At 40.0% G+C, this 23,477-nt stretch carries 8 protein-coding genes; all 8 read right to left on the bottom strand.

Annotated features, from left to right (window positions below):
• Window positions 1-17: 17 nt before the first annotated feature.
• The 8 genes from G3A47_RS18060 to G3A47_RS18025 are packed head-to-tail and all read right to left on the bottom strand — an operon-like array spanning window position 18 to window position 23,451.
• Complete coding sequence (locus G3A47_RS18060; RefSeq protein WP_166924859.1) at window positions 18-1,145, bottom strand: Gfo/Idh/MocA family oxidoreductase; 1,128 nt, start codon at window positions 1,143-1,145, stop codon at window positions 18-20.
• A 13-nt stretch (window positions 1,146-1,158) separates the two neighbouring features.
• Window positions 1,159-2,256, bottom strand: coding sequence for a saccharopine dehydrogenase NADP-binding domain-containing protein (locus G3A47_RS18055; protein ID WP_166924857.1), 1,098 nt, complete (start codon window positions 2,254-2,256; stop codon window positions 1,159-1,161).
• A 1-nt stretch (window position 2,257) separates the two neighbouring features.
• Entirely contained in the window at window positions 2,258-5,836 is a 3,579-nt protein-coding gene (locus G3A47_RS18050; RefSeq protein ID WP_166924855.1) for an amino acid adenylation domain-containing protein, read from the bottom strand.
• A gap of 15 nt (window positions 5,837-5,851) precedes the next feature.
• Window positions 5,852-6,652, bottom strand: coding sequence for a thioesterase II family protein (locus G3A47_RS18045; protein WP_166924853.1), 801 nt, complete (start codon window positions 6,650-6,652; stop codon window positions 5,852-5,854).
• Window positions 6,653-6,658: 6 nt separating this feature from the next.
• Window positions 6,659-12,517 carry a non-ribosomal peptide synthetase gene (locus G3A47_RS18040; protein ID WP_166924851.1) on the bottom strand — a complete coding sequence of 1,953 codons (5,859 nt, stop codon included), beginning with the start codon at window positions 12,515-12,517 and terminating at the stop codon, window positions 6,659-6,661.
• A gap of 46 nt (window positions 12,518-12,563) precedes the next feature.
• Entirely contained in the window at window positions 12,564-14,471 is a 1,908-nt protein-coding gene (locus G3A47_RS18035) for a type I polyketide synthase (protein WP_166924849.1), read from the bottom strand.
• 18 nt (window positions 14,472-14,489) lie between these two features.
• Window positions 14,490-19,523, bottom strand: coding sequence for a beta-ketoacyl synthase N-terminal-like domain-containing protein (locus G3A47_RS18030; protein WP_166924847.1), 5,034 nt, complete (start codon window positions 19,521-19,523; stop codon window positions 14,490-14,492).
• Between the two features lie 28 nt (window positions 19,524-19,551).
• Window positions 19,552-23,451 carry an AMP-binding protein gene (locus G3A47_RS18025; protein WP_166924845.1) on the bottom strand — a complete coding sequence of 1,300 codons (3,900 nt, stop codon included), beginning with the start codon at window positions 23,449-23,451 and terminating at the stop codon, window positions 19,552-19,554.
• Between the last annotated feature and the right edge of the window lie 26 nt (window positions 23,452-23,477).

Genomic DNA, 23,477 nt, shown 5'->3' with positions numbered 1-23,477 from the left:
TTTGATTTTTAGCCGGATTAGTATACGCTTGTTTCTTCCGGTTCAGCCGGAATTTTATCGGCTAGTTCTTTTAAGGTACTTACTTCTACATGCTGATACAGCGCATCAGGTCTTAATTGAGGGGCTCCCAAGGCATGTGTTAAATCATGCCATAGTTGGGTACACAATAGTTCGAGGTGGGCACGTTGTTCCGGTTTTTTTTCTCCTGTGATGAAACTTTTTATCATTTGCAGGTCTTTTCCAATGGCTCTTGGCCACTGTTTTTGAAGTATTTCCTGATAACTTGGTGGAAATTCAGGTCCGAGAATCAAGGTGCTTTTTTCAGTCAGCTGATGTTCGGGCGAGACATTTTTTAGCAACTCGTTATGCGGAATATGCAGTTGGGTTTTCCAAACTACCGGACCATGAGTGTCTGTCAACGACAAAGTACCTCCGGAGCATCCGATCGAAATCGTGTGCAATAAATGTTGATGGTTATCGGGATCGTTTGGATTTACTTCGTTATGGGCACGAAGGGTAAAAGGCAAGCCTCCCCATTCGCCTGTGAGCACTTGAAAAGGCCCCGAATCTTTTAGAACATGATGTATTTTAAGCGGTCTTGGGTTCGGTAAAAGCGCAATCATCATCTGAACCAACGGAAAGGACACCTGAGTTGCCAGCGCAATATCAAGATAAACTACTTTCTTTGTTTCAAAAAGGTGTTTGGCTACTTCGGTAAACCTTCTAAAAGCGGGCAGGTGAATGTATAAGTTTCCCGTAGTAAAATGCACCTGATTGGATTTTGCCACTCGTAAACAAGTGGTCAAATCTTTGTGGTGAATGGGATGCTCCTGTATGACATGAATTCCGTTTGCCATACAGTAAAGAGCAAATTCGGTTCCTTTACCGCCCATAACTCCTGAACGCAGGATGATACAGGCCAGATCAATATCGTTTGGATCAATTTCTCTGATATCATTAAAAAGAGGTATTCCGTAAGCTTCAGCACATTTTTTTGAGCGTTCGCTACCACTGGCTATTAGTCCCTTGATTTCAAAGTCATCACTGAGGTTGCTTAGTGCTTCGAGGTAAAATTGCCCGAAAGTAGAACCAAAAACTACTGTTCTAATTTTTCGTGGTTTATAATTTCCGTTGCTATTAGTCATTTTTTTGAAATATTTATAAGGTTCCTTCCTCCTCAAATGAAAGTTCTTCGATGGAGTAGTCAATGATTTGAATACTATGTGTGTCAGTTGTTTTTTCCAAATGATCCATCACATAATTGACATCCTCGATGGAGGCGGTGTGATGTAGTCCGGGTTTTATTTTGTTTTCCAGTACTGCTTTTACCATAATTGCAGCTATTTTTCCGCAGAACGGAATAATTTTACTGACTTCGTAAATGGCAGTTTGTGTTTTTTCTGTGCCGTCGGATTCTCCTTTTAACTGAACCATAAGAATGAAATAAGGACTTCTTCCAAGGGTGTCCATTTCTACTGCAAAGCATAATTTTTCAATCATGGCTTTTGGATTTGTTTTGTATTCAAAACTGGCGCTGTCAAGTGCCGCAATTGACTTTTCTCCTTCCACTGCAGCATACCATTCTCCGTTTTCGAGCCCAAGTCTTTTGGCTACGAGATGGGTTTCGTCGTCAAATAGGGGAAACAAGGTAATTTCTCCCGGGAAAAAAGGGAGTCTGACTCCGCTTTTTCGCGACAATACATTCGGAACTATGCCATTTCTCCAGGCTGCTCGTGGGCTATTGTTTGAATGTAGAGACCCTTCGAGATAATCTTCTGCACCGGCAGGAGTTATTTGGCCGGAAGTACCATAATAGCTAAGTAGTGATTGCACTTTATGAAACTGCTTGCCAAACCACAAAGGAAAAAGTCCCGAGAATCCTGGGGTTGCTCCGGCTGCGTAGACAATTACATTTTCTCCGGTATCCAGTGGATCACTTTCGTAATTATTGTCTATTCCCGCATCTACCATGTTTACCTGATGTTGTAAACAAATTTTAGCGATGCGTCTGGAATAACGATGAGATGGGGCAGCACAATTTAATATCAAATCACAGCCGGCAATAAAGTCAGAAAGACTTTGGTCATCTTCTACGTCTACTTTTTCCCAGATGGCTTCGGGTAAAAAAGCAGCCTGTTTGGCTTTTCCTTTCTCAGGATTTCGCCCTCCAATTTTCAATGGACCAATTCCATATTGCTGTAATGTAAGGCAGGCATGATGACCTACTTCTCCGTAACCTCCAATTATTCCTATCATCTTAAATTTCTCCTATTTCCATGGTTTGTAATTCCTGCTGTAGTTTCAAATATTCTAATTGCACTTTAGCAGCCGTATCTTTTAAAGTTGCTCCAAAGAGCTCTCTCAGTGATAATTGTACTTCAAATTGTTTTTTTACCTCTGTCAGAAAACGTGTAGCCGATAAGCTGTCGCCTCCAATTTCAAAGAACACATCGTTTCTGCTGATCGCTTCCAGTGCCAGTAAATCTTTCCATATGGCGGCAATGCCTTCTTCCATTTCATTGATTGGTTTTTCAAAGTCTTCCATACTTTTTCGAACATCAGCTTCAATTATAGTTCGTAGCAGTTCGGTAAATGACTTTCGATCTATTTTTCCATTTGCACTTAAGGGCATCCACGGAAGGATAGCCAACTTTTCGGGTATCATGTGCGGAGGAAGTAAGGTTTGAATGTGAGACAGGATAGTACTTTCTTTTAACTGATAACGATTCTCAGGACTGCCGGTATCATACAAAATGGTAGAAGAATCGGGAATGTTTTCGGCATGAACCTTGGTTAATCCGGTTTTTATAAAATAGTTTCTCCAGGCTTTTTCATTTAACATTGGACTGAACACTTCACTGCGCTGCGGATTGAAGTGCTGAAACCCACGATCAATTACACCTGAACTTATCAATGCTGCAGGCATTAATAGTTCGGCTTCAAGAGCTAAAAGACGGCCTCCGTTGTTTAAAAGCAGGCTGCTTATAAAGACGCCCTGATCGGGTTCAGGAAAACGGTGCAGCGTGTTAATGCTAACTACAAAGTCAAAATGATACCAATATTCTTCGGGAACCTGATTGTGTTTTAGTTCAATTCCGTTTACCTGATATCCGGATTCTGACAGCCGTTCAGTAAAACTGCGCACCATTGCACGACCTTCATCAATTACCGAAAATTCAATCTGATCTCCGTGAATTGCCTGAAGTAGCTTTTCAGTTAATACACCTGTACGACCACCAAGGATGGCCACTTTTATTGTTTTTTTAGATTGGCTAAGTTCCTGATTGATTTTTTCAGCAATGCGTTCAATTCCGCTCAGGGTGCCGTTGTCGTGTGTGCTTAATACTTCCGGTGAGAGTATTTGATCATCCAGCAAAGCAACAGAGGGAACAACATTGGACAATATTTGACGAAATAGAGGTTTGCGTTCCTTTAATTTCTCTTTAAAACCAGTAAAGAAACTATCATTATTAGTAACCGGGTTAGTTTGAGTATCGAAGAAAAGCTGACCATCATTTACAGTTAAAACATTCTCTGCATACATCCAGTTAAGCCACATGTCTAATACCGAAATCTGTTCAGGAGCAATGCTCATTTCTTTAATAAGTTGTGCCCGTAATTGTATTATTTGTATTGGTAACGGCAGGTTTGAGGAAGAATTATCGGTATTATTTACAGCGTTCTCTTTTGTGTGTTTGGATAATTCTAATAATTCATACAGAAAAGAAGCAACTACCTGTTTTTGAGTTTTGTATTCCGTTTTAGCAACAGCAGAGGCAGTTACGATCGATAAAACTTCATTGGGCGTGTCAGTCGAAAGATTTTTTTCACCGACTATGCCCGCAACTAAATGTGCCGATTGGTTGATGGAAAGAACAACTGCAGTAGCCTGAGCTACTCCGGGGAAAGTTTTAAGAGCAGACTCTATTTCTCCGAGTTCGATTCTAAAACCATTTACTTTTACCTGATGATCGATGCGACCTAAAAACTCCAGATTGCCGTCTGGCCAATAACGTCCGAGATCGCCTGTGCGGTACCATCTTTCGTTATTGGCTGTAACAAATCTGCTTGCTGTAAGCTCTTTGTTGTTGGTATAGCCCGAAGCGACTCCTTTTCCTCCAATCCACAATTCGCCAATAACTTCATCAGGACAATCCATACCCATATGGTTTACCACGCGATATTTTTGATTGGAAAGTGGTTTGCCATACGGAATTGATTTCCAGTCTTGTTTTACTTCGTTTACCGGAAAGAAATTAGACCAGATCGATGCTTCGGTAGCTCCTCCAAGAGCAATGAGTTGGCAATTGGAAGATTTTTCAATCATTCTGTCTTTCAAGTCCAGTCCCACCCAGTCTCCGGAGACTAAAACTAAACGAAGGCTCGACAAATCATTTTCTGTTGTAGACATGACAAGTAACATATCAAAAAGTGCCGGAACTGAATTCCAGACTGTCACTTGGTGTTTTTCAACTAAATGCAGCCAGAGTGAAGCTTCTTTTCGCTCTTCTTCCTTAATTAAGACTAACGATCCGCCTACTGCTAAGAGTCCAAAAATATCATAAACAGACAGATCAAAGTCCAGAGCAGATAGGGTTATGGCTTTGTCTGAAGCGCTGACGTTAAACTTTGTATTAATGTCCTGAATCGTATTCCAGGCTGCTGCATGGGTTATTTCAACACCTTTAGGCTCACCGGTAGATCCTGAAGTAAAAATGATATAAGCCAGTTGCTGCACATTTGAACTTACCGGCGCTTCTAACGGATTGACTTCTGAAATTTCATCCAGATTTACAATAATAATATTCTGCTCTTTTGCTAAATCTTTGAGGTGAGGAAAATTCAATAGTGTAGCAGTGTCGGTAACGATAAATTGCACTCCGGCTTTTTTAAAGATTTTCTCCTGACGACCAGCGGGTTGTTCTACACCTATCGGAATATAGAGAGCACCACTTCCCAAAATTCCCATCACAGCAAGAATCTGTGAAGAACCTTTGGGTAATACAATAGCAGCACGACTTTCCTCTTGAGCTCCGTTGTTTGTCAAAACACGCGCTAGTTTTAAAGCAGTGTTGGCCAGTTCTCCATAACTTATCTGGAAAGATTGATTGTCTTCCCAGTAAAGAGCAATATCCAGCGGGTGTTTTTTGGCGTGCTGAAAAAAGGCCTGATGTATAAGTTGGGGCTCAATAATCGCTGAGGTCTGATTTACTTCGCCCCTTATTTTTCTTTTTTGTTCGCTTAAAAGATCCGGCACAGACTGTTGCAGGTTTTCTTTTGCTGTCCAGTGCAGTAAACGGTTTTGTGTTTCAGCCAAAGATTTTACTCTTTCTTCGCTTAAAAATGCACGGTTAACCTGCCAGTCGATTTGCAGGGTCTCTGCAACCGTAATAGTGATAAGAACCGAAGGCGTAACTTCCGGAACTTCAAGATCAGAGGGATTCTCGTGCAATATCACTAGAAATTTATTGTGCGGTGATGTTACATTTTTGCCTGTTTTGGATACAATGGAATGTTGTAGTTCCGTGCAGAGATCCATAAAAATGTTGTCAAATTTGGTATTCTCTGAATCTGAGTGGAGGGGAATTGAGGAAAAATAGTCTTTAGTAAAGATCGTAATTTCTTCGCCCGTTTCCTGATCCGTCAGATCCAGACCCGTTTTTAAAGAGAGTAGGGCAGTAAGTGCTAATACAGCCTTTAGTGACAGGTTATGTTCGTTCGCTTGCTCTCGAAGCGCCTTATAACTGTCAGAAGAGATATGAATTTTTTCCGTATGCCAATCTCCTTCTTGAAGGATTTGGGAGGTTGTTTTATAAGGGATTAAATCAGTTTTCATGGGGATTAAATAGTTTTAGGAGAAGGACTCTTTTGTTTTTGAAATAGTATCAATCAGGGAATTGAGATAGGTGTCACCCAAGGATTTAATAAAGAAGTGATTGCCTTCAAATTCTTTAATAGTAAACTCTTCTTCGGTTACCTCTTTCCAGTATTCCACAAGCTCTTTATTGGCATCATCCTCGGTACCGCAATGCGCTTCTATCGGGATTTGAACTTTCTGTCCTGTGTATCTGAACGATTCGTGAGTACGCAGATCGCCACGTAATTGAGAAAGAGTAAACTGCAGCATTTCCGGATGACTCAATACGGCTTCCGGAGTACCTCCCATTTTTTTAATTTCATCAACAATTTCCTGATCCGTACTTACACTGCTCAGTGGGTTGGGGTCTTTCATATGAGGAGCATGGCGGCCTGCTACTATAAGTTTTTCGGGTAAACGGAATCCTCTTTGTTGTAGGGTATGTGCCACCTGAAATGCTACTACCGCACCAAAACTGTGTCCGTATAAAATATAGGGCTGAGGTGCTATTTTTGAAAACACAGCCAGGAAACCTTCTACCAGTTCATCAATTGACGCAGCGACAGGGGACGTAATGTGGTTACCGCGTCCGGGAATTTCAACCGGTATAAAATCTATATCGTCAACATTTTTTGTAGCGTTACACCAGGTTTTGTATAAACTGGCAGCACTGCCGGCCGAAGGAAAACAAAAGACCTGAATTAGTTCTTCTGAATTATTGAACGAATTGTTTTTTTCATTTTCCTCTCGTATTTTTTTATGATTAAAGGGAAACCATTTTTGTAGTGTGTCCATGTATATTTAATCTATATTGGTTTTTAAAAGTTGATTTTTAAATGAAATGGAATGGAGCTGAATCTCCCAGTTTTCTGCCTTTACAATTTGATGCAACCATGCTTCATAAAGGCCGATTATTTCTTCAAGCTGTTGCAGATCAAAGGCCTCTTCGACCACATCCAGATTAATGAGGTATTCATCGCCTCTGCGGTAGATCTGATGGTCAATTACCACTTGTGGAGTCTGACTTACAGCGTATACTTCTTTGACTCCTTCAGGGAAGAAATTATTTTCAATAGCTGCTGATTCACTGCTTAACAAACTGGTGTAAACTACCGGCATTACTGCTTTTCCGGGATTATTTTTGTTTAAGCTGCGCAATACTTCCAATCCGTTTTTAGCTCGGTGTTCTACAGCTTGCCATATTTGCTCCTGTATAGCGGTGGCTTCCTGTAAGAAGGTTGCTTTGTCCTCTGGAAAATAGGAGATTAAAGCGACATTGGTAAAATCACCCATCACCTCGTTTACATCGGGGTGCAGGCCTAAACGATTGAAAAGAGTCATATTTAAGGTGAGTGCTTTTCCTCCGCTCCATTGGGATAGCAGTTTTGAAAAAACGGTGGCAAATACTGCTGTGGCACTTAGCTTGTATTGTGCGGCTTTTGTATTTAGAATTTCAATTGCTTCGTCCGACACGGCAAACTTATACCTTCTGAATTGTGGCTGTTCAATTTCAGAAAGTGGTTTTTTAAAGGGCAATGAAGGCCCTGCAGGGATATCATTGAGTTTAGAAGCCCAGTACGTTTCTGCTTTTTGAATAAATTGCGGATGCTCTATATGCCATTTCTTTTCATCAGCAATGTACTGTTTGAAAGTATAGGCCGGTTTTTTTACGTCCTGATCCTGATAGGCTTTAATGATTTCCCTCATTAGCAGGTCAGCACTCCAGGCATCAAGTAAAAGTAAATCAACACTCAGATGCAAAATGGTATCAGCAGTATCGGGCTGACTTACTTCAAAGTGAAACATAGGCCATTGTCCTAATCGATATTTATGATGAGAACGTTGGTTTCTGATTTCCGCAGGATTCTCATTTGAAATTTTAATCTGATACTCGGGTTGTCCCGGTAAAACTCTTTGTGTACCATCTTCATAAATTACCGTCCTAAGCGCATCGTGCAGTCCGATAATATGATGGACTACTTTTTCTAGTTTCTGCACATCCAGGTTTGGCCATTTTAGCTCACTGTAATAATGTGATCCTACATTTCCTAACTCAAAATTGGCATCTCTGCCCATTAAAAAAGCAGATTGTATAGGCGTTAGTTCAAATCGTTCGTAGCGTTTTTGATCTGTTTTATAAGTTTCAGATTGTAAATAGGCGATTAAGTAAGCTTTATTTGATTTTAGCTTTTCAAGTAATTCGTTATCTAACGCTCCTTCAGGGGCTTTAAATTTTAGTTTGTCTTCTTCTACCCAAAGCTGTACTTCTTTTTGGTCGCAAGAAGCGATTAAAGAATTAAGAATAGCGGTATGTTTTTGCCATTCCAGTGATTCACGCTCTTTTAGCATGATCGTTTTTTCCGATTGAAAATCTATAGCACCGGCTATCAGTGTATGAATGTAGAAATGTTGTACCGAAAGTTTTAAATGTGCTCTGATTTGTTCGAAATCATATCCTCCCAATTGACAAGATCCTACATTATAATGTACACCATCTGCTTCCAGCAATTGTGAAATAAGACCACCTTCGAGCATACAGAATTTAAGTGATTCTTTCTGATAAACAGGATAAACGGCCTCCATATCGGCTACCATGTGTACAGCAAAGGCACCCTGATCCAACCACTCATGATTAAAGTTAAGTTGTGTGGGTGAGATACTATTTTCATCTGAAATAAGCACAAGTTCCTGACTGTACGGATCAAAGTAATAATAACCTTCTTTTACGTTTTCTACTTTATTTTTAAAAACGGTCAGGTAAATCTGTACCGGATATATTCCACCCGAAGAGGCATAGTTAAATCGCTGCTTTTGATCTAAAGCCTGAGCAGAGCAAAGATTTAAATACCCTTTGAATTCTTCGAATGAAATCGTTTTATCGATGAAACTTCGGTAGCTTTTTCTCCACTGGCTATATAAATCCGGTGATTTTATTTCTGCAAGCGAAATTCTATTGTTGGAAGCGAGATCTTTGCGTTTTGCTATACGACTTTTTTTATACAATTGTCTGTCATCCAGTTTGTCAATTAATTTTAATTCGTTCAGATATTTCATCTGCTCCGGCGTATAAAGCAAGAACTGAGAAGGAATAGGCTGTATATCACCAGAAACCAACTGAGCGTTGACAGGAGCAACCTCTTCAAAGCGAATGTTTTTTTCCTCGTAATAATCGATGAGTTCCGCTGTTGAATCCAACCTCACCATATCACCTACTGCGGGGCGATCCAGAAAACTGGTCTCCAATTGATTGGCAAGACGAATAATGTCTATAGAAGAAATTCCGAGCTCACTAAACTGATCTTGTTCATTTAATTCCGGTAAGTCAAATACTTCCCGAACAACTTTCAGGACAGGATGTATAAGCCCGTATTGTTTTTTTGAATCTTTATTTTCTTTTTTAGCACCGGATTTTTCTGATCGTGATGACGATTGTTCAGTGGCTTGTTGGATAAGTTTATTTCGGTCAATTTTTCCATTACTTGTTACCGGATAGTCTGCCAAAGCAATGATGCTGTCCGGAATAATGTAGGGTGGAAGGTAGTTTGCCAACTGTTTCTTTAAATCAGATTCTGAAAAAGTTTCCACAGTTGTTTTCACATAGGCCACCAGTTTTTTGTTTGCTGCTTTTTCTCCAATAGGCAGAATAACAGGATCTAAATTTGGATTGCATTTCTGAAAAGCCATTTGGATTTCGGCAATTTCAATGCGATACCCATTAATTTTGAGCTGATCGTCTTTTCGCCCTAAAAATTCTATAATTCCTTCTTCGATATATTGTCCATAATCACCAGTATCGTAAAGTCGGATGTTGAGTGTAGGATGTACATAAAAGGCTTTTTGCGTTAAGTCTTCACGACCCCAATATGCTACCGCAAGACCTTTTCCGGCTATGTGTAGTTTTCCTTTTACAAATGTTGGACACGGACGCCCGGACTCGTCCAGAATATAAAATTCCTGATTAGATAGGGGATATCCGTACGGAATAGAGCTCCAGTCTTCTTTTATTTGTTTTACTTCGTAAAAATTGGACCAAATCGAAGCCTCCGTAGCACCACCCATACTGATCAGGTTGGCTTTTGGAAGCAGTTTTTTCATGCGGTCAAAAGTCGAGAGCGGAATCCAATCTCCTGATAAAAAGACTTTTTCTAAGGTAATATTGTTTTGCTCGGAAATGGAATCCAGTAATATATTGAACAATGCCGGAACAGTATTCCACAACGTAACTTTATGTTCGATGATAAGAGATTTCCATATTTTAGGATCAATACGTTCTTCTTCTGTAGGGATTACAAGTTTTCCGCCTATTCCCAAGATTCCAAAAATGTCATAAACAGATAAGTCAAAGCTATAGGCTGAGAGTCCCAGTACAGCATCGTCTTGGGTGACACCAAATCGCTTGTTGACATCTAAAATCGTGTTATTGGCTGCTTTGTGCGTAATGACTACACCTTTGGGTTTTCCTGTTGACCCTGAGGTAAAGATGATGTAAGCAGTATCCTCGGGAAGAATAACAGGTTGTTTAAAATCAACTTTCTCCCATGTAATATCAGAATCTCTAAGATGTAGAAAGTTTTTAGTCTGTATTTCGTCTGTTTTAAATTCCTGATCCGTAATAAAACCTTGTGCCTCTGCTTGCTGAATAATTTCAACAGTTCTGGCTTGCGGGTTGTTGTGCGACATCGGAATATAAGAGGCACCATATTGAACGATACCGAGAATTACCGCTATAGATTCAAAAGATTTTTGCATCTGAACCACAATTCTGGCTCCTTTTTGAATGTTGTTTTGCTGTAATAATGTCGAAATATGATTGGCTTTTTCTACTAACTGTTGGTACGTATAAGACTTTTCTTTGAATACAATAGCCACTCTGTTGGGCTCTTCTTTTGCCTGTTCGAGAATTTGCTCGTGCAGAAGGCTTTCCGGATAACTGTATTGGGTTTGGTTTACCAGTCCGTGTAGATAACGTTGGTGGCCTGGCCTTAAGTCATCGAGTGTCGATTCCCAAAAAGAGACTTCCTGAACAGCCGTTTCAATTAGATTTGTATAAGCTTCAAACATTTCGGCTGCGAGTCCGTTGAGGAATATGGTGTTCAAAACATCCCATGCTACTACCATATTCCCGTTTTTGGTCATCACCTGGGAGTCCAGCCAAACTTGGGGCGTTTGCGAAGAGGAGTATCCAATTTCGCCAAACACAGTAGCATCACCTAAATCATTTTCATCCTTGCTTAAACCTAATGCACTGGTAAAAACTACAGGGTAAAAAAGGTTGGCTTTTGGGTTTGCGCGGTTTAGTTCCTTGACTACTTCAAGAGCAGAAAAACTTTTGTGTTCCAAATCTTCCTGCATTTGCCATTGCAGAGCCTGAGCGTTTTCGCCAACGCTGCGTTGAAGGTTGTTGACCTCTAAAAGTGACAGATGCGTGAAATCACCAATTACTTTATCAATATCCGGGTGAACAGCATCTCGTTCAAAAACCGTTAGCATTAATCCGAAATGTTGTCCGGCCCCCCAGGCAGAAAGTACCTCAGAGAAGAGGCTCATTAAAGCAGCTGTAGGGGTTAGTTTTTTGTGTGCGGCATGTTTACAGAATTTTTCCCATTGCTCTTTTTCAAAGGTTTTTTCAAAGTGAGTAAACTCTTTTGCGGTATGGCCGTATTCATTGATTTGCTTTTTAACAGGCAATTTGGGAGGAGCAGGTAAATTCTCTATTCGGCTGAGCCAATAGGTTTTATCTGCTTCGTATCGGTCCGTTTTTTTTCTGAGTTCTATGTATTGCAGATAGTCACGAAAAGAAGCTTTAATTTCCGGCATAGGTGTTTTGCCGGAAGAGTTTTCCAGACGCTGAGCATACAAAATCGATAAATCTCTCCAAAATAAACGAAGACTCAAGGCATCGCTGGCAATAAAATCCATACCAAAGTGAATGCGCCATTCCTTGTTATTCATCTCGCTTACGCGAAGGTCGAACAGGGGAGTATTCAGAGGGATAATTTGGTTGGCCATCTGTGCGCGAATGTCAGTCAGGTGATTTTGCAAATTAGGATTATGCTCTAGCTTGTAAACAGGAAGAGAATAAGTCATTTCAGGAAGAATTTTCTGGAATCCGTTTTCATCAACCCTTACACGAAGCATTTCATGTCTTTTGACCAAATCATTAACAGCAAGCTCTAAAAGGTTTATGTTGAGGTCTTTTGTATTCATTTCAAAATACCCATAACAGCTGATACCACCCCATGGGAGTTCAGCATTTCTGCCTATGAGATAGGCGTTTTGTATATCACCCAGCTTGAAACGTTCGAATCGTTGTTCCTCATTGGTTTTGTATAGTTGAAATGTAGTCTCATTCGAAGATGACGGACTTTGTTGCTCGTTTATTTTTTCAATAAGAAAGGCTGCCCAGCTTTTTAAAGTAGGTTCTCTCAAAAAATCCGTATTTTTTACTTCAATACCCAACTCTCTTTTCCAACGGCTGGTCAGATCGGTCATCGAAATGGAATCTAATCCTATGGTATACAGGTTTTCATCATTTTCAAGTTCTTCTAACTCGTCATCATCGAGTTTCAAATCTTCCTTCAGGTTCTTTTGCAGATATTCAAAAGCTTCTGAGACACTTGTAAGTGTAATTTTTTGCGGTTCTTGTTCTATAGTTATCATAGTATAGTTTGTAGGTGATCTTGTTTCGTGATACAAATGCTACTACCTAGCTTTGGATTGTTGTTAAACCGAATACTTTTTCCTTAAACTGATGATTCGGAACATCAATTTTTCGTATACCGGATCCACGGTAATAAGATTTCCAGTCGATTTTTCCCCCCTTTAGCCAGTCAGCAAAAACGTCTTGTTCTAAATCCGGGTTTGCTTTAGTGTTTAAAAAGGAAATCTCTTGCGAACTTTTTTCCGAAGAATTAGATAGTTCAGCTATGTCATTGGTGTTTCTCCACAAGCCTTTAACCGGGATTTCATCGGATTCATCTGCTAGAGCAGTTTCTAAAATGTGAAGAGCTTCTTCTGTAGTAGCGGCCCAGATGACCTGTTTTTCTTTAAAATCAGCTCTGGAAATGTTTTGACTATAAGACAATTCAGCTATAGCGATGTTTTTGTTTTCTTTTAAGAAAGAAGCGAAAGCAATCCATTGCTCTCTAATGTAGGGAAGACTTCTCGCACTGAAACGAATAGGCCATTTGCGGTCTGTGTAAGCGGATTTATCTTCTGAATGAGCGTCGGTTGTGTCATACTCTTCCAATACGATATGTGCATTCGTACCACTTAAACCAAAGGAACTGATAGCAGCTGTTCGTGGTTTTTCTGATTCTGTCCATTCTACTGTTTTGCGCGGGATCTCAATACAGGATTCAGACCAGTTGATATGACCGGAAGGGGTATTGAAATGCAGATTACCGGGAATTTTTTTATTTTCTAAAGCCAAAACGGTTTTAATAAACCCTGCGACTCCCGCAGCGGCCTCAAGATGTCCGAGATTTGATTTAACGGTACCTACAAAGACAGGTGTTTTTCGCTCTTTGGGCAGTAAATGGATGATGGAGTTCATTTCAATTGGATCGCCAATTTCGGTACCTGTACCGTGTGCTTCAATGTAGTCAGGACCTGTTTCGCTTAGACCGGCTTTTTTCCAGACTTCTTTTAAAAGCGCTTCTTGTGATGGTCCGTGTGGGACAGTAGGTCCGGAAGACAATCCACCCTGATTGACACCTGAAGCCTTAATGACCGCATGAATGTGGTCACCGTCTCGTACGGCATCTGATAATTTTTTTAGCACCACGATACCGCATCCTTCTCCGCGAACGGTTCCGTTTGCTTCTGCATCAAATGATTTACAACGGCAATCCGGTGAGAGTATATTTAATGAAGAAAATAAGGCTGTATATTCCTGAAAAAGCAGCAGGTTTACGCCGCCCGCAAGAGCCATGTTACAATCGCCCATCCATAATCCCTTGCAAGCCTGATCAATGCTTACCAGTGAAGACGAACAGGCGGTATCTGTTGTAATGCCCGGCCCTTGAAAACCAAAAAAGTAACTGGCTCTGCCTGATAAAAAAGAAAATCCGTTACCCGATACATCATAAGGATCAAACTGCGAGCTAAGTTTTCTTTCGTTGGCAAGTTGTTGCATATATTCCATAAGCATAATACCTGCATAAACACCAGTTTTGCTCCCTCGTAAAGAATCCGGGGCATAACCGGCATTTTCCAGAGCTTCCCAACAGACTTTCAGAAATAGTCTCTGCTGAGGATCTGTACGTTCCGCTTCTCTCGGGGAAAATCGAAATAAACGGTGATCAAATTCTTCAATATCTTCCTCGAGATAGCCCGCTTCTTTCAAAAATGGACTTTCTTCCCATGTTCCGCCCAATGAATTATTAGTTCTCTTTTCCGGTATAGGCCCGATCAGGTCTTTTTGCTCCTGAAGGGCTTTCCAGAATTTTGCAGGTGAGCTGGCACCTTTTGGAAAACGGCACGCCATGCCTACTATAGCAATCGGTTCAAAAAGTGTAGATTGGTTTTCTTCTACTTTTTTCTTCAATCTTCTGATTTCTTCGAGCGCTTTCTTTATAATATCTGAACGATCTGTGGTATTGTTATTTTCCATGGGGATATTATTTTTATACTAGTTAAGTTCCTGAATTAAAAGTTGTAAAAGATCCTCTTCACTTTCTTCTTTTTTACTTTCAGGAGAAGAAACGGGGACTTTTTGGGTCAATTCTTCCAGATGGGTACTCAGAAGATCAACGGTATTGTAGTCGTAAATAAGACTTACGGACAATTTGATCTTGAGCAGTTTTTCTAAAGTCGTTCGTATGCTAAGGGAGTGTACAGAATCCAACCCTAACTCAAAAAGCGGAATAGAAGAATCTACATCATTGCAGTCAATTTCAAGTTCCTCAGCTACCAGTTCTGTGATGATCTCGTGTAAAGATTTGTCCAGACTGTCGTTGCCATTTTGTTCAGTATTATTCTCTGAAGTAGTATCCAGAGGAGTAAATACGGATAAAAACTGATTGCGATTGAGAAGTTGGTACAGTGGTGTAAAACGCTCCCAATCGACATGCATGATGCTTGGAGTGGTAAGAACTGATTTTTTGGCGAGTTCGAAAGCTTTGTTTATTGCATAAGACATAGGTATTGTCAGGACCCCAAAGGATTCCAATTCCTGTGCTTCATGTTCTTTCATTAGCCCTTTTTCGTCAAACCTTCCAAATCGAACAGAAAGTGTTCTTTTTCCTTCGCGATTTCTGTTTACGGCAAGACCATCCAGTAGCAAGTTAGCACTTGAATACCCCGCTACACCGTCTCCTGACCAAAGTGAAGCAATAGATGAGGTGTATAATGTGAATCCGACATTAAATTTATCAAAGTGTTTGTCTAATTGTAAGGCTCCTTCGTACTTGGCTTTCCATTCGAGTTCGAGTTCTTTAAGGTTTGCGTCAACCACTTTATCTCTGGTAATGGCTCCTGCAGCGTGAATCAGATTGATCTCTTTAATGCCTTGTTTTTTTAGCAACGCAGCGAGTGCAGCCATATCTTTGTTGGAGTCTACTTTTCCACTGAGCGCCGAAATCGAAATACCAGCTGCTTTACATTTCTTAATGTACTCGCGGAAATCAAGCTGTGATTTTTTTAGATCCAACTGGTCTGCCTGGTCATCTTCTGCCTGAATCCAATCCGGGTTTCGGGAAAGGAGAAAGATTTTTTTGCATCCGAGTTTAACCAATTGTTCTGTAAATACACGTCCCATTTGTCCTAGTCCACCCGTAATTAAAACAGGATTTGCCCAGTCACCTTTGGAGTGTAAGTTTTCAGAATAGGACTCAATTTCGTTTGTCAGGATTGGAGTGTAAATATTTTTCCCTCTTATAGCTAACTGATCGTGTGTCGCGAAATGATTTTTTAATTGTGAATCTAATAAAAGGATAGCGTCGTGAAAAGATGAAATATCGATAACCCCTTTCCATTTTTGTTTTCCTTCTATTGGCATAGTTCGGGCCAGTCCCCAAAGCGCTGTTTGAAAAGGATTAACTTCCTCTTCAGAATCGATGGCTACTCCGTTAATCGTACACAATCTGAAATTTAGATGCTGCGGTAGATTCAAGAGCAGGTCTTTGAATGAGTGGAACAGTTCGGACAATCCCTTAATGTCGTAAATAGGTGGCGCAAAGAAGACCAGTTGTTGTTCGTTTTTGTCCTGAATTTTTATTAGTTTCGAAATAGTTTTAAACGTTGCGATCTTGTCATCTAAAAGCGTCGTTCTTTTTTGCCCGATCAAGGCAATTTGAGGAACATTGACAGAAATTTTAGCGATATCTGCAAAAGACTCTTGTGCTTGCTGGGCATTTAGAAAAACCCATGTCTCTTTTGAAATTAACGAAGTATCGGTATTTGTTCTTTGTTGATTGTCTTCAAAAGCAGTCTCAAGTTTTTTCCATTTTTCTTCATATACCGTTTCATTTTCTTTTCCTGATTGCAAAAAGGCACTCAAAATTTTACGGACTTCCATAGAGGTAATTTCCAGTAAAGGATTGCCTTCGGAGTCACAAAAACTGAATTGTGCTTTCATCGCATCGGTATCTTTTTTTAATAGGACACCTGAGGCATGGATGCTGCCATGAAGCGGTTGATAAAAATTAATTTCATCATAACGCGAAGGCACAAAAGGTTCAGAATAGTGCTCAAATACTTTTGCCGAAAACAGGCCGTGCATACAAGCATCCAGTAATTCCGGAGAAGCAAATAAATCATTGGTTGCCGTATCTTGTTGCACCAGGGATTTCATGCTTTGATCATCGGCTCGCAGTTGATTAACCAAACGGAACTCCGGACCATATTGTACGCCCCAATTGTTTAAGTGGTTATAAAATGCTGTTTTATCGACAGCAGTTAAATTTGTCTCATCGAGTGTAAATAGCGTTTTTTTGTTTTCAGCTAAGAGGTTTTCAGAACGAAGTTCAAAACCACCTTTTATATGTGTTGCCCATTCTTCCTGATCTTTTCGACTCTTGATTTCCCAAGTGCCACTTGCAGAAGATAGCGGTGTTGTGTTTTTTAATTCATAGGTTAAATCCAGTTTTACTTCTCTTTTTTCATTTAATGAATTAAAACTCATCGGTTGAAAGATCTGCACATTTTTTAGACTGATTTGCTGGTTTCTTTTAAGATAAAACAGCGCTTCACAAATCATAGAAATGTAAGCGGAACCCGGAAAAATATAGATTCCGTTGACAAGATGGTCTTTGATAAAAAGGTCCTGTTCAGGGCTAAAAAAAGAATTAAAACTTTTTAGGTTTTCTTGTTCAATACCTAACTGATAATGCAAAATAGAAGCAATGACATTCTTTTTTTGTGCTTGCTGAAAGTCTCCGGGAGCTTTTCTGCTGTTGGTTTTGTACGACTCAGAGATGTAAGTGGCAGTGGCAAGCGGTGCTGGCGGCAATGGAATTTTTCTAAAAATGGTGTTTCCTAAAAATGCGGTCCAGTCCATTTCAACTCCTTTAGCATAGCTGTACAGGAAAAAATCAGGCAATTGTTTCATTACTACTGTTTGTAAAATGGAAACATTTGCTGTATCATTGACAATGTTCAGAGTGATATCTTTTAACGAATCATCCTCTTTTTTATCAAGCCAGAATTCTTTGTTAGCGACTTCTTTTGCTTTTTTCCAATGATTATTTCCGGTGCGGAATCTAATTTTGTCAAGGAGTTGTGTTCTTTTTGATCCATTTTCTAATATAAAGAGGAGCAAAGCTTCTTCAAAAGTTAATAGTTCGCTAAAAACAGCTCCCAGGTAATCGCCTTCGCCTGATGTGTTTAATAACACATCGGTTTTTAACGCTGCTATGACACTATCAGACCAAATAAACGCTTGGCAAAAATGAATAACTTTTTGTTCCAGTTCAGTAGTTGGATTTCTTACAAGTTCATCAAGTGATTTGTTTAATAGATTGGTCAGGATGCGATCTGTTTTTGCAATAGAGAGTGTAAACAATTTCTGTTTTTTCCAGATCTGAAGGTATTCCGGTTTAAAATCGGTAAAGTTACCGATGTTTAAAACGGTCTGATGACTTTTTCTTTTTCCTTTCAATGACACTTTCTCAAAAATATTTTGCGCTCCATTTTGGTAGTTTTCTAGTTCATGAAGTAATTCGGAAGTGGTCGTAAAGCAAGCGCAAATGGATTCTTCAAAGATTTCACGTCCGTTTAGGAACAGATTTGAGAGTGCTGCGATAGACATGTTTTTGTCTATACTTTGCAGAAGCGAAGAAATGTATTGTTTTAATGTGGTTTCATTTTGTGCAGAAAGGAGTATGGGCCAATACAGAGCTGATGTTTCAGTTGAATTGTCCGAATTCTGGTCAGGGGCTTTTCCAAGTATGGCATGCACATTGGCTCCGGTCATACTAAAGGCACTTACGCCGATAAATTTTTCATCGCTTTCCCAAGCTCTGTTTTCTTTAACGGGTACTATAGGTTTTTCATTCCACTTAAAACCGGGGTTCAGTTCTTCCAGGTGTAATCCGGCGGGTATATAATTGTTTTTTAGAATCAACAATGATTTTATTAAGGAAGCTACTCCCGCTGCGGGTTCAAGATGACCTATATTAGACTTAACAGAGCCTACATAAAGAGGATTTAATGCCGATCTTGAGGTTCCAAACACTTGGTGAAGTCCTTCAAGTTCTACCGGATCTCCAAGGTAGGTGCCAGTACCATGCGCTTCTACATAACCTATGTCCTCCGGATAAAGCCCGGCTTTTTTTAGACAGGATTCTATTAGTTTTACCTGTGCTTTGCCATTTGGAGCAGTTAATCCATTGCTACGACCATCATGGTTGGTAGCTGTTGCTTCTACAGTTCCGTAAATATAATCTCCATCTCGTTCAGCATCTTCCAGTCGTTTAAGAAGTAAAACGCCCACACCTTCGCCACGGATATAGCCATCTGCATGTTTTGAGAAAGCCTGGCATTTGGCGGACTTTGACAAAGCACCCATCTGCGCCAATGCCACTAAAGCATGAGGCGAAAGGATACAGTTAACGCCTCCTGAAAGGGCATAATCACATTCTTCATTTAGAAGACTCTGACAGGCCAGATGCAAGGTCATGAGCGATGAAGAGCAAATAGTATCAAGCTGAATCGCAGGGCCATTTAATCCCAGCAAATAGGCAACTCTTCCCGCAGCAATCGCATTGACAGTTCCTAATGGATTAGCGGCAGTAAAGCCGTTTACTCCATTAGGTGCTATATCAAAATCGTAGTAATCGCGGTAGCTAAGACCAAAGAATACCCCGGTTTTTTCTTTTATAGCATCAATTTTGTAGCCGGCATTTTGAATACTGTTCCAGGAAGACTGAATCAGTAGGCGTTGCTGTGGATCTATATCGGCAGCTTCTTTTTCGGACATGCCAAAGCTGTGAGGAGAAAAATCAAATACATCGGAGATAAAACCGGCACGATTAACAAACGTTTTTCCTTTGTCTCCTTGTGCATCATAATAATAGGAGTGATCCCAACGATCCTCAGGTATTGGAATGATACCATCTTTTTTATTTAAAAGCGCTTCCCAAAATTGATCAGGACCATTGGATTGTCCCGGGAATTTACAATCTAAACCAATGACAGCTATCTTATTTTTTTTGATGTTGTTCATGCGTTTTTGCTTTTGATTATCATTTTATTTAGTCTTCCAATAGTCCTTTCAGAAAGTCATCATCCACACCGTTTTCTTCAATTTCTTTTGTATCATTCAGTTCGGAAGACTTTATTTCAAATTCAAACAGATACGAAGCCAGTTCGTCTACTGTTGAATAACTCCAGATAATAGAGGGTTCAATATGAATCGCATAAGCTGCATTGATGTCGCTTACAAAACGTATGGACAAGGAAGAATCTAGTCCATATTCTGAAAAAGAAGTTGAAGGGGTAAATTGACCGCTTTCGATTTCTGCCTCTTTTTCTAGCCAGTTGTATATCCAAACCTCTATTTCTTTAGTAGCCTTATTTTTTAAAAGAGCTTGAGGATTGTTTTGTGTTATGGAAGTAGAACTGCTGGCTTTAGTATAGATAACATTGTTTATTGCAGCGTTTTCTTCTTCGGTTTGCTCTTTAGCATTTTGTGTTTCTATCGCACGCAAATCCCGAAAAGGGGAGTGTACAAAAGAATCCCTAAGAGCAGGTTGCGTGTAAATCGTCTGATGGTCTTTGAGCAAATGGTCAAATTGTGTTTCAAACTGCTGTTTGATGAGAAGGCTTGTATCAAATTCGAGTGCATCGGTTGTGATGGTCGTGATTTTTTTCTCGAGCCATTTTTTTGCGTGCAATGAAATATCGTCTCCGCACATCCATACAATCAATTGGTAAGTCAGTACTTCTCCAAAAGCATACTTCGAAAACTTTCTTTGTTTCTGAAGATCATCCTGAGTGTCAGAACCCTTTTTGTTTGGTTCTAATTGTTGTTTTAGATGTAGTATCTTTTCTTTTTGAATTTCAGCATTTACAGTTGCATGTTGGCTGGTCAGGAAAAGCAATGTCTCTGTAATTGTTTCATTAGTACGTCCTCCTAAATCTGCAATTAATGACTCTGTAGGCCCTTCAAAAATTCGCAACACACGAGTATCACGGAAAAGTTGAGCAATACCATTGTGTTCTGAATATCCTCTGGCAGCTGTAATCTGCATTAGAAAATCAACCCCTTTCCAGGTTTCTTCTGTTGAGAAAATCTTGCCTGCACTTATAAGGATGTCCGGAATATGTTGACCATTGTCTTTCCATTTTACCAATTTTGATTGGTAAGTTTCAATTATTTCCAGAACCCACAGTAGCTGATTTAGTTGCTTCAGTACCACTGGCTGATCAATAAGGTATCCTGAATTGATTTTTCTGTTTTCAGTCCATCTTTTAGATCGGGATAAAACGGTTTTTAGGATGCCGATACACATAGAATTAATACCGATACGGCCCATTGCTACAACTTCTTGCAGAATTTCGGCACCTTTGCCTATTTCTCCCAGTACATGTGATTCCGGAATTTGAACATCGTTCAACACAAAATGTCCTTGTACAGAGCCACGCATTCCCATGGTCATGCATTCTTCGATATGACTCAGCCCTTGTATTCCCTGTGGTATCAAAAAGGCAGATTGCCCCAGGTATTTACCATTTTCATCTTGTGTATGTGCGATCACCGTTAGATAACTTGCCCAGGAGGAAGAGCCTACCCAGCATTTTTCACCATTTAAAATCCAATTACCGTCAGGCAGTCTTTGGGCGAAAGTTTTACCCGCATTAGGGTTACTTCCGGCCCCGGGTTCGCTTAACGCAAAGCTTGCTGTTCCTTGGCCTGTTGCTAATTCTCGTACCACTTTTTCTTTGATTTCTTCTTTGGCAAATCTTGCGATAGGATGCAGTCCCAGTAAATTGTGAAGACTTGCGAATAATCCCAGCGTTAAATCTGCAGAAGAGATCATTTCTATTATCTTTCTTGTCTGACTGAGATTGAATCCTAAACCACCGGACAATGGAGAAATCATAAGCCCCATAAGTCCCATGCGGGCAAATTCAGTCATGATATAGGGCGGAATGGTACGTCTTTCATCAATTGTGTAGCTATCGACTCTGGTGCGGAGAAAATGTTGCAATTCCTCAGTGATTTGTTGTAATGACTGTTCTTGTAAAGTAAGCTGTGAAAGATTCGCTTCTTTTTTGGCAGTTGGGAGACTTAAATGGGAAGCATGTAAAATTTTTGCCCATTCATTGAGTTCCGTAGTACGTTTTGCAAGTCGTCTTTGAATTTTACCACTGGTCGTTCGGGGAACATGCATAGGGGAAACAAAAAGAATGGCTTCTATTGCTACTCCATGTTCTTTTAAAACTGCTGTACGTATGGCCTTTGCATATTCGTCAAACTTAGGGGAGAGAACCGCATTTCGGGTTAATTCCTGCACGATGTAGCAGCATTCATTTCCTTGTTTGCTCATAGAAAAAGCAGCTGCACCATCAATCCTTAAATCAGGATGCGAATAGCAGGAAGTACGTTCCAGATCCTGAGGATAATAGTTTAAGCCTCTTATGATGATAAGATCTTTTATTCTGCCTACGATGTAAATCTGCCCTTCTTCATCCTTGAAAGCTAAATCACCGGTTCGCAGATAAGTAGTGTCATTGGAACGGGAGTAAAAATAACTTTCAGAAGTGGCCGTTTTGTTTTCATAGTATCCATTTGTGACAGAAGGACCTGAGAACCACAATTCGCCAATGACGTAAGAGGGTTGTATTTGTAGTTTTGAGATAGAATCGGGTAATTCTGTTTCAAGATCAGTAACAGCTATAATGTCAACTCCATGATGGTCTATTACTTGTCCGTTGCCTACGAGATAAACAGCGTTTTCTTCTTCGTGAAAATGCTGACCGGTTTCCATAAAACCACTTTCCTGCAGAATAACGGTATTTTTCTTGAGCGCTTCTTTGTCAACCTTTAGCCACTTTACCTTTTCACCTTCTTTATTTAAGGTAACGGTTAGGGTAGCTTCGGCTAAACCATAACCGGGAGATACTACATTATTGCTCGCACCAAACAGTGAAATTGCATTTTGAAAATTGCAAATAGTCTTAAAACGAATCGGTTCAGCTCCCGAAGCACATACCTTTAGATTTTTTAGCGAGATTTCTGTTTTGTTGTTTGAGTTTTTAAGTTCGCTATGAAGTTGTAAAAGTTTATCCGCAACCAGTTGATAGGCAAAATTAGGGCCTCCGGTATGAGTACCTTTCCATTTGCTTAGGGCATTCACCCAATTAAGGGGTCTGCTCATAAAATCTTCCGGTTTCAGGAGATAAAGGCTGCTTCCCGTATAAATCGTTTGAACTATAAATAAGATTAGTCCCATATCATGATAGAAGGGAAGCCAACTCACAAACACGCTGTTGGCAGTGATATTCATGTTTTTCTTAGACTCTTTAGAATTTTTGATCAGTGAGTCTTGTGTAACCACCACTCCTTTCGGATTCCCGGTAGAGCCGGATGTGTATTGTAAAAAGGCGGTTGGGTGAATATCGGGTTGGTCTTTAAAATCTGTTTCTAAATGGTCTGAGAATTTGATTTTTACCGTTAGTAGCGGTGTGTTGCTAAGTAGTTCTGATCTGCTTAAACTCTGGATTAATCTTGAAGCACTTTTTGTTGCGGTAACGATAGCTTTAGGCAAACATTCTTTGACGATATTTTCCCATTTGTCCAAAGGTTTCAATCTCCCTGGCGTGTTTAATGGAACAGGGATAGCTCCAAGCCACTGACAGGCGAAAAAAGCGATGATAAATTCAATTCCCTGATCAAATATCAAAAGACAACGATCGCCTTTTTTTATGTCCTTATTTTTAAAAGCCTGAGCCTGTTCCTGTACCTGAAATAAAAACTCGGCATAGGTCATGGGGCTCTCGCGAAGGTCAATATCTACATCGCTGAATGCTATTTTTTGAGGATGTTTAATGCTTCCTTTGATGAGATAATCTATCAAGCTGTTAGAATGATCTTTTACTAGCTGATGATCGGGGTTATCCAGAGTAAGTTGAGCATGACTTTTTTCCATGTCCATATTGTTTGTATTGTTGATGG

The organism is Flavobacterium poyangense (genome assembly GCF_011751075.1).
GTDB classification, from domain to species: domain Bacteria; phylum Bacteroidota; class Bacteroidia; order Flavobacteriales; family Flavobacteriaceae; genus Flavobacterium; species Flavobacterium poyangense.
This window is presented reverse-complemented; position numbering and strand designations above follow the sequence as displayed.

Bases quoted from the DNA above. Each gene is read 5' to 3' on its own strand.
- G3A47_RS18060 (WP_166924859.1), bottom strand. From the start codon at position 1,145: ATGACTAATAGCAACGGAAATTATAAACCACGAAAAATTAGAACAGTA.
- G3A47_RS18055 (WP_166924857.1), bottom strand. From the start codon at position 2,256: ATGATAGGAATAATTGGAGGTTACGGAGAAGTAGGTCATCATGCCTGC.
- G3A47_RS18050 (WP_166924855.1), bottom strand. From the start codon at position 5,836: ATGAAAACTGATTTAATCCCTTATAAAACAACCTCCCAAATCCTTCAA.
- G3A47_RS18045 (WP_166924853.1), bottom strand. From the start codon at position 6,652: ATGGACACACTACAAAAATGGTTTCCCTTTAATCATAAAAAAATACGA.
- G3A47_RS18040 (WP_166924851.1), bottom strand. From the start codon at position 12,517: ATGATAACTATAGAACAAGAACCGCAAAAAATTACACTTACAAGTGTC.
- G3A47_RS18035 (WP_166924849.1), bottom strand. From the start codon at position 14,471: ATGGAAAATAACAATACCACAGATCGTTCAGATATTATAAAGAAAGCG.
- G3A47_RS18030 (WP_166924847.1), bottom strand. From the start codon at position 19,523: ATGAACAACATCAAAAAAAATAAGATAGCTGTCATTGGTTTAGATTGT.
- G3A47_RS18025 (WP_166924845.1), bottom strand. From the start codon at position 23,451: ATGGAAAAAAGTCATGCTCAACTTACTCTGGATAACCCCGATCATCAG.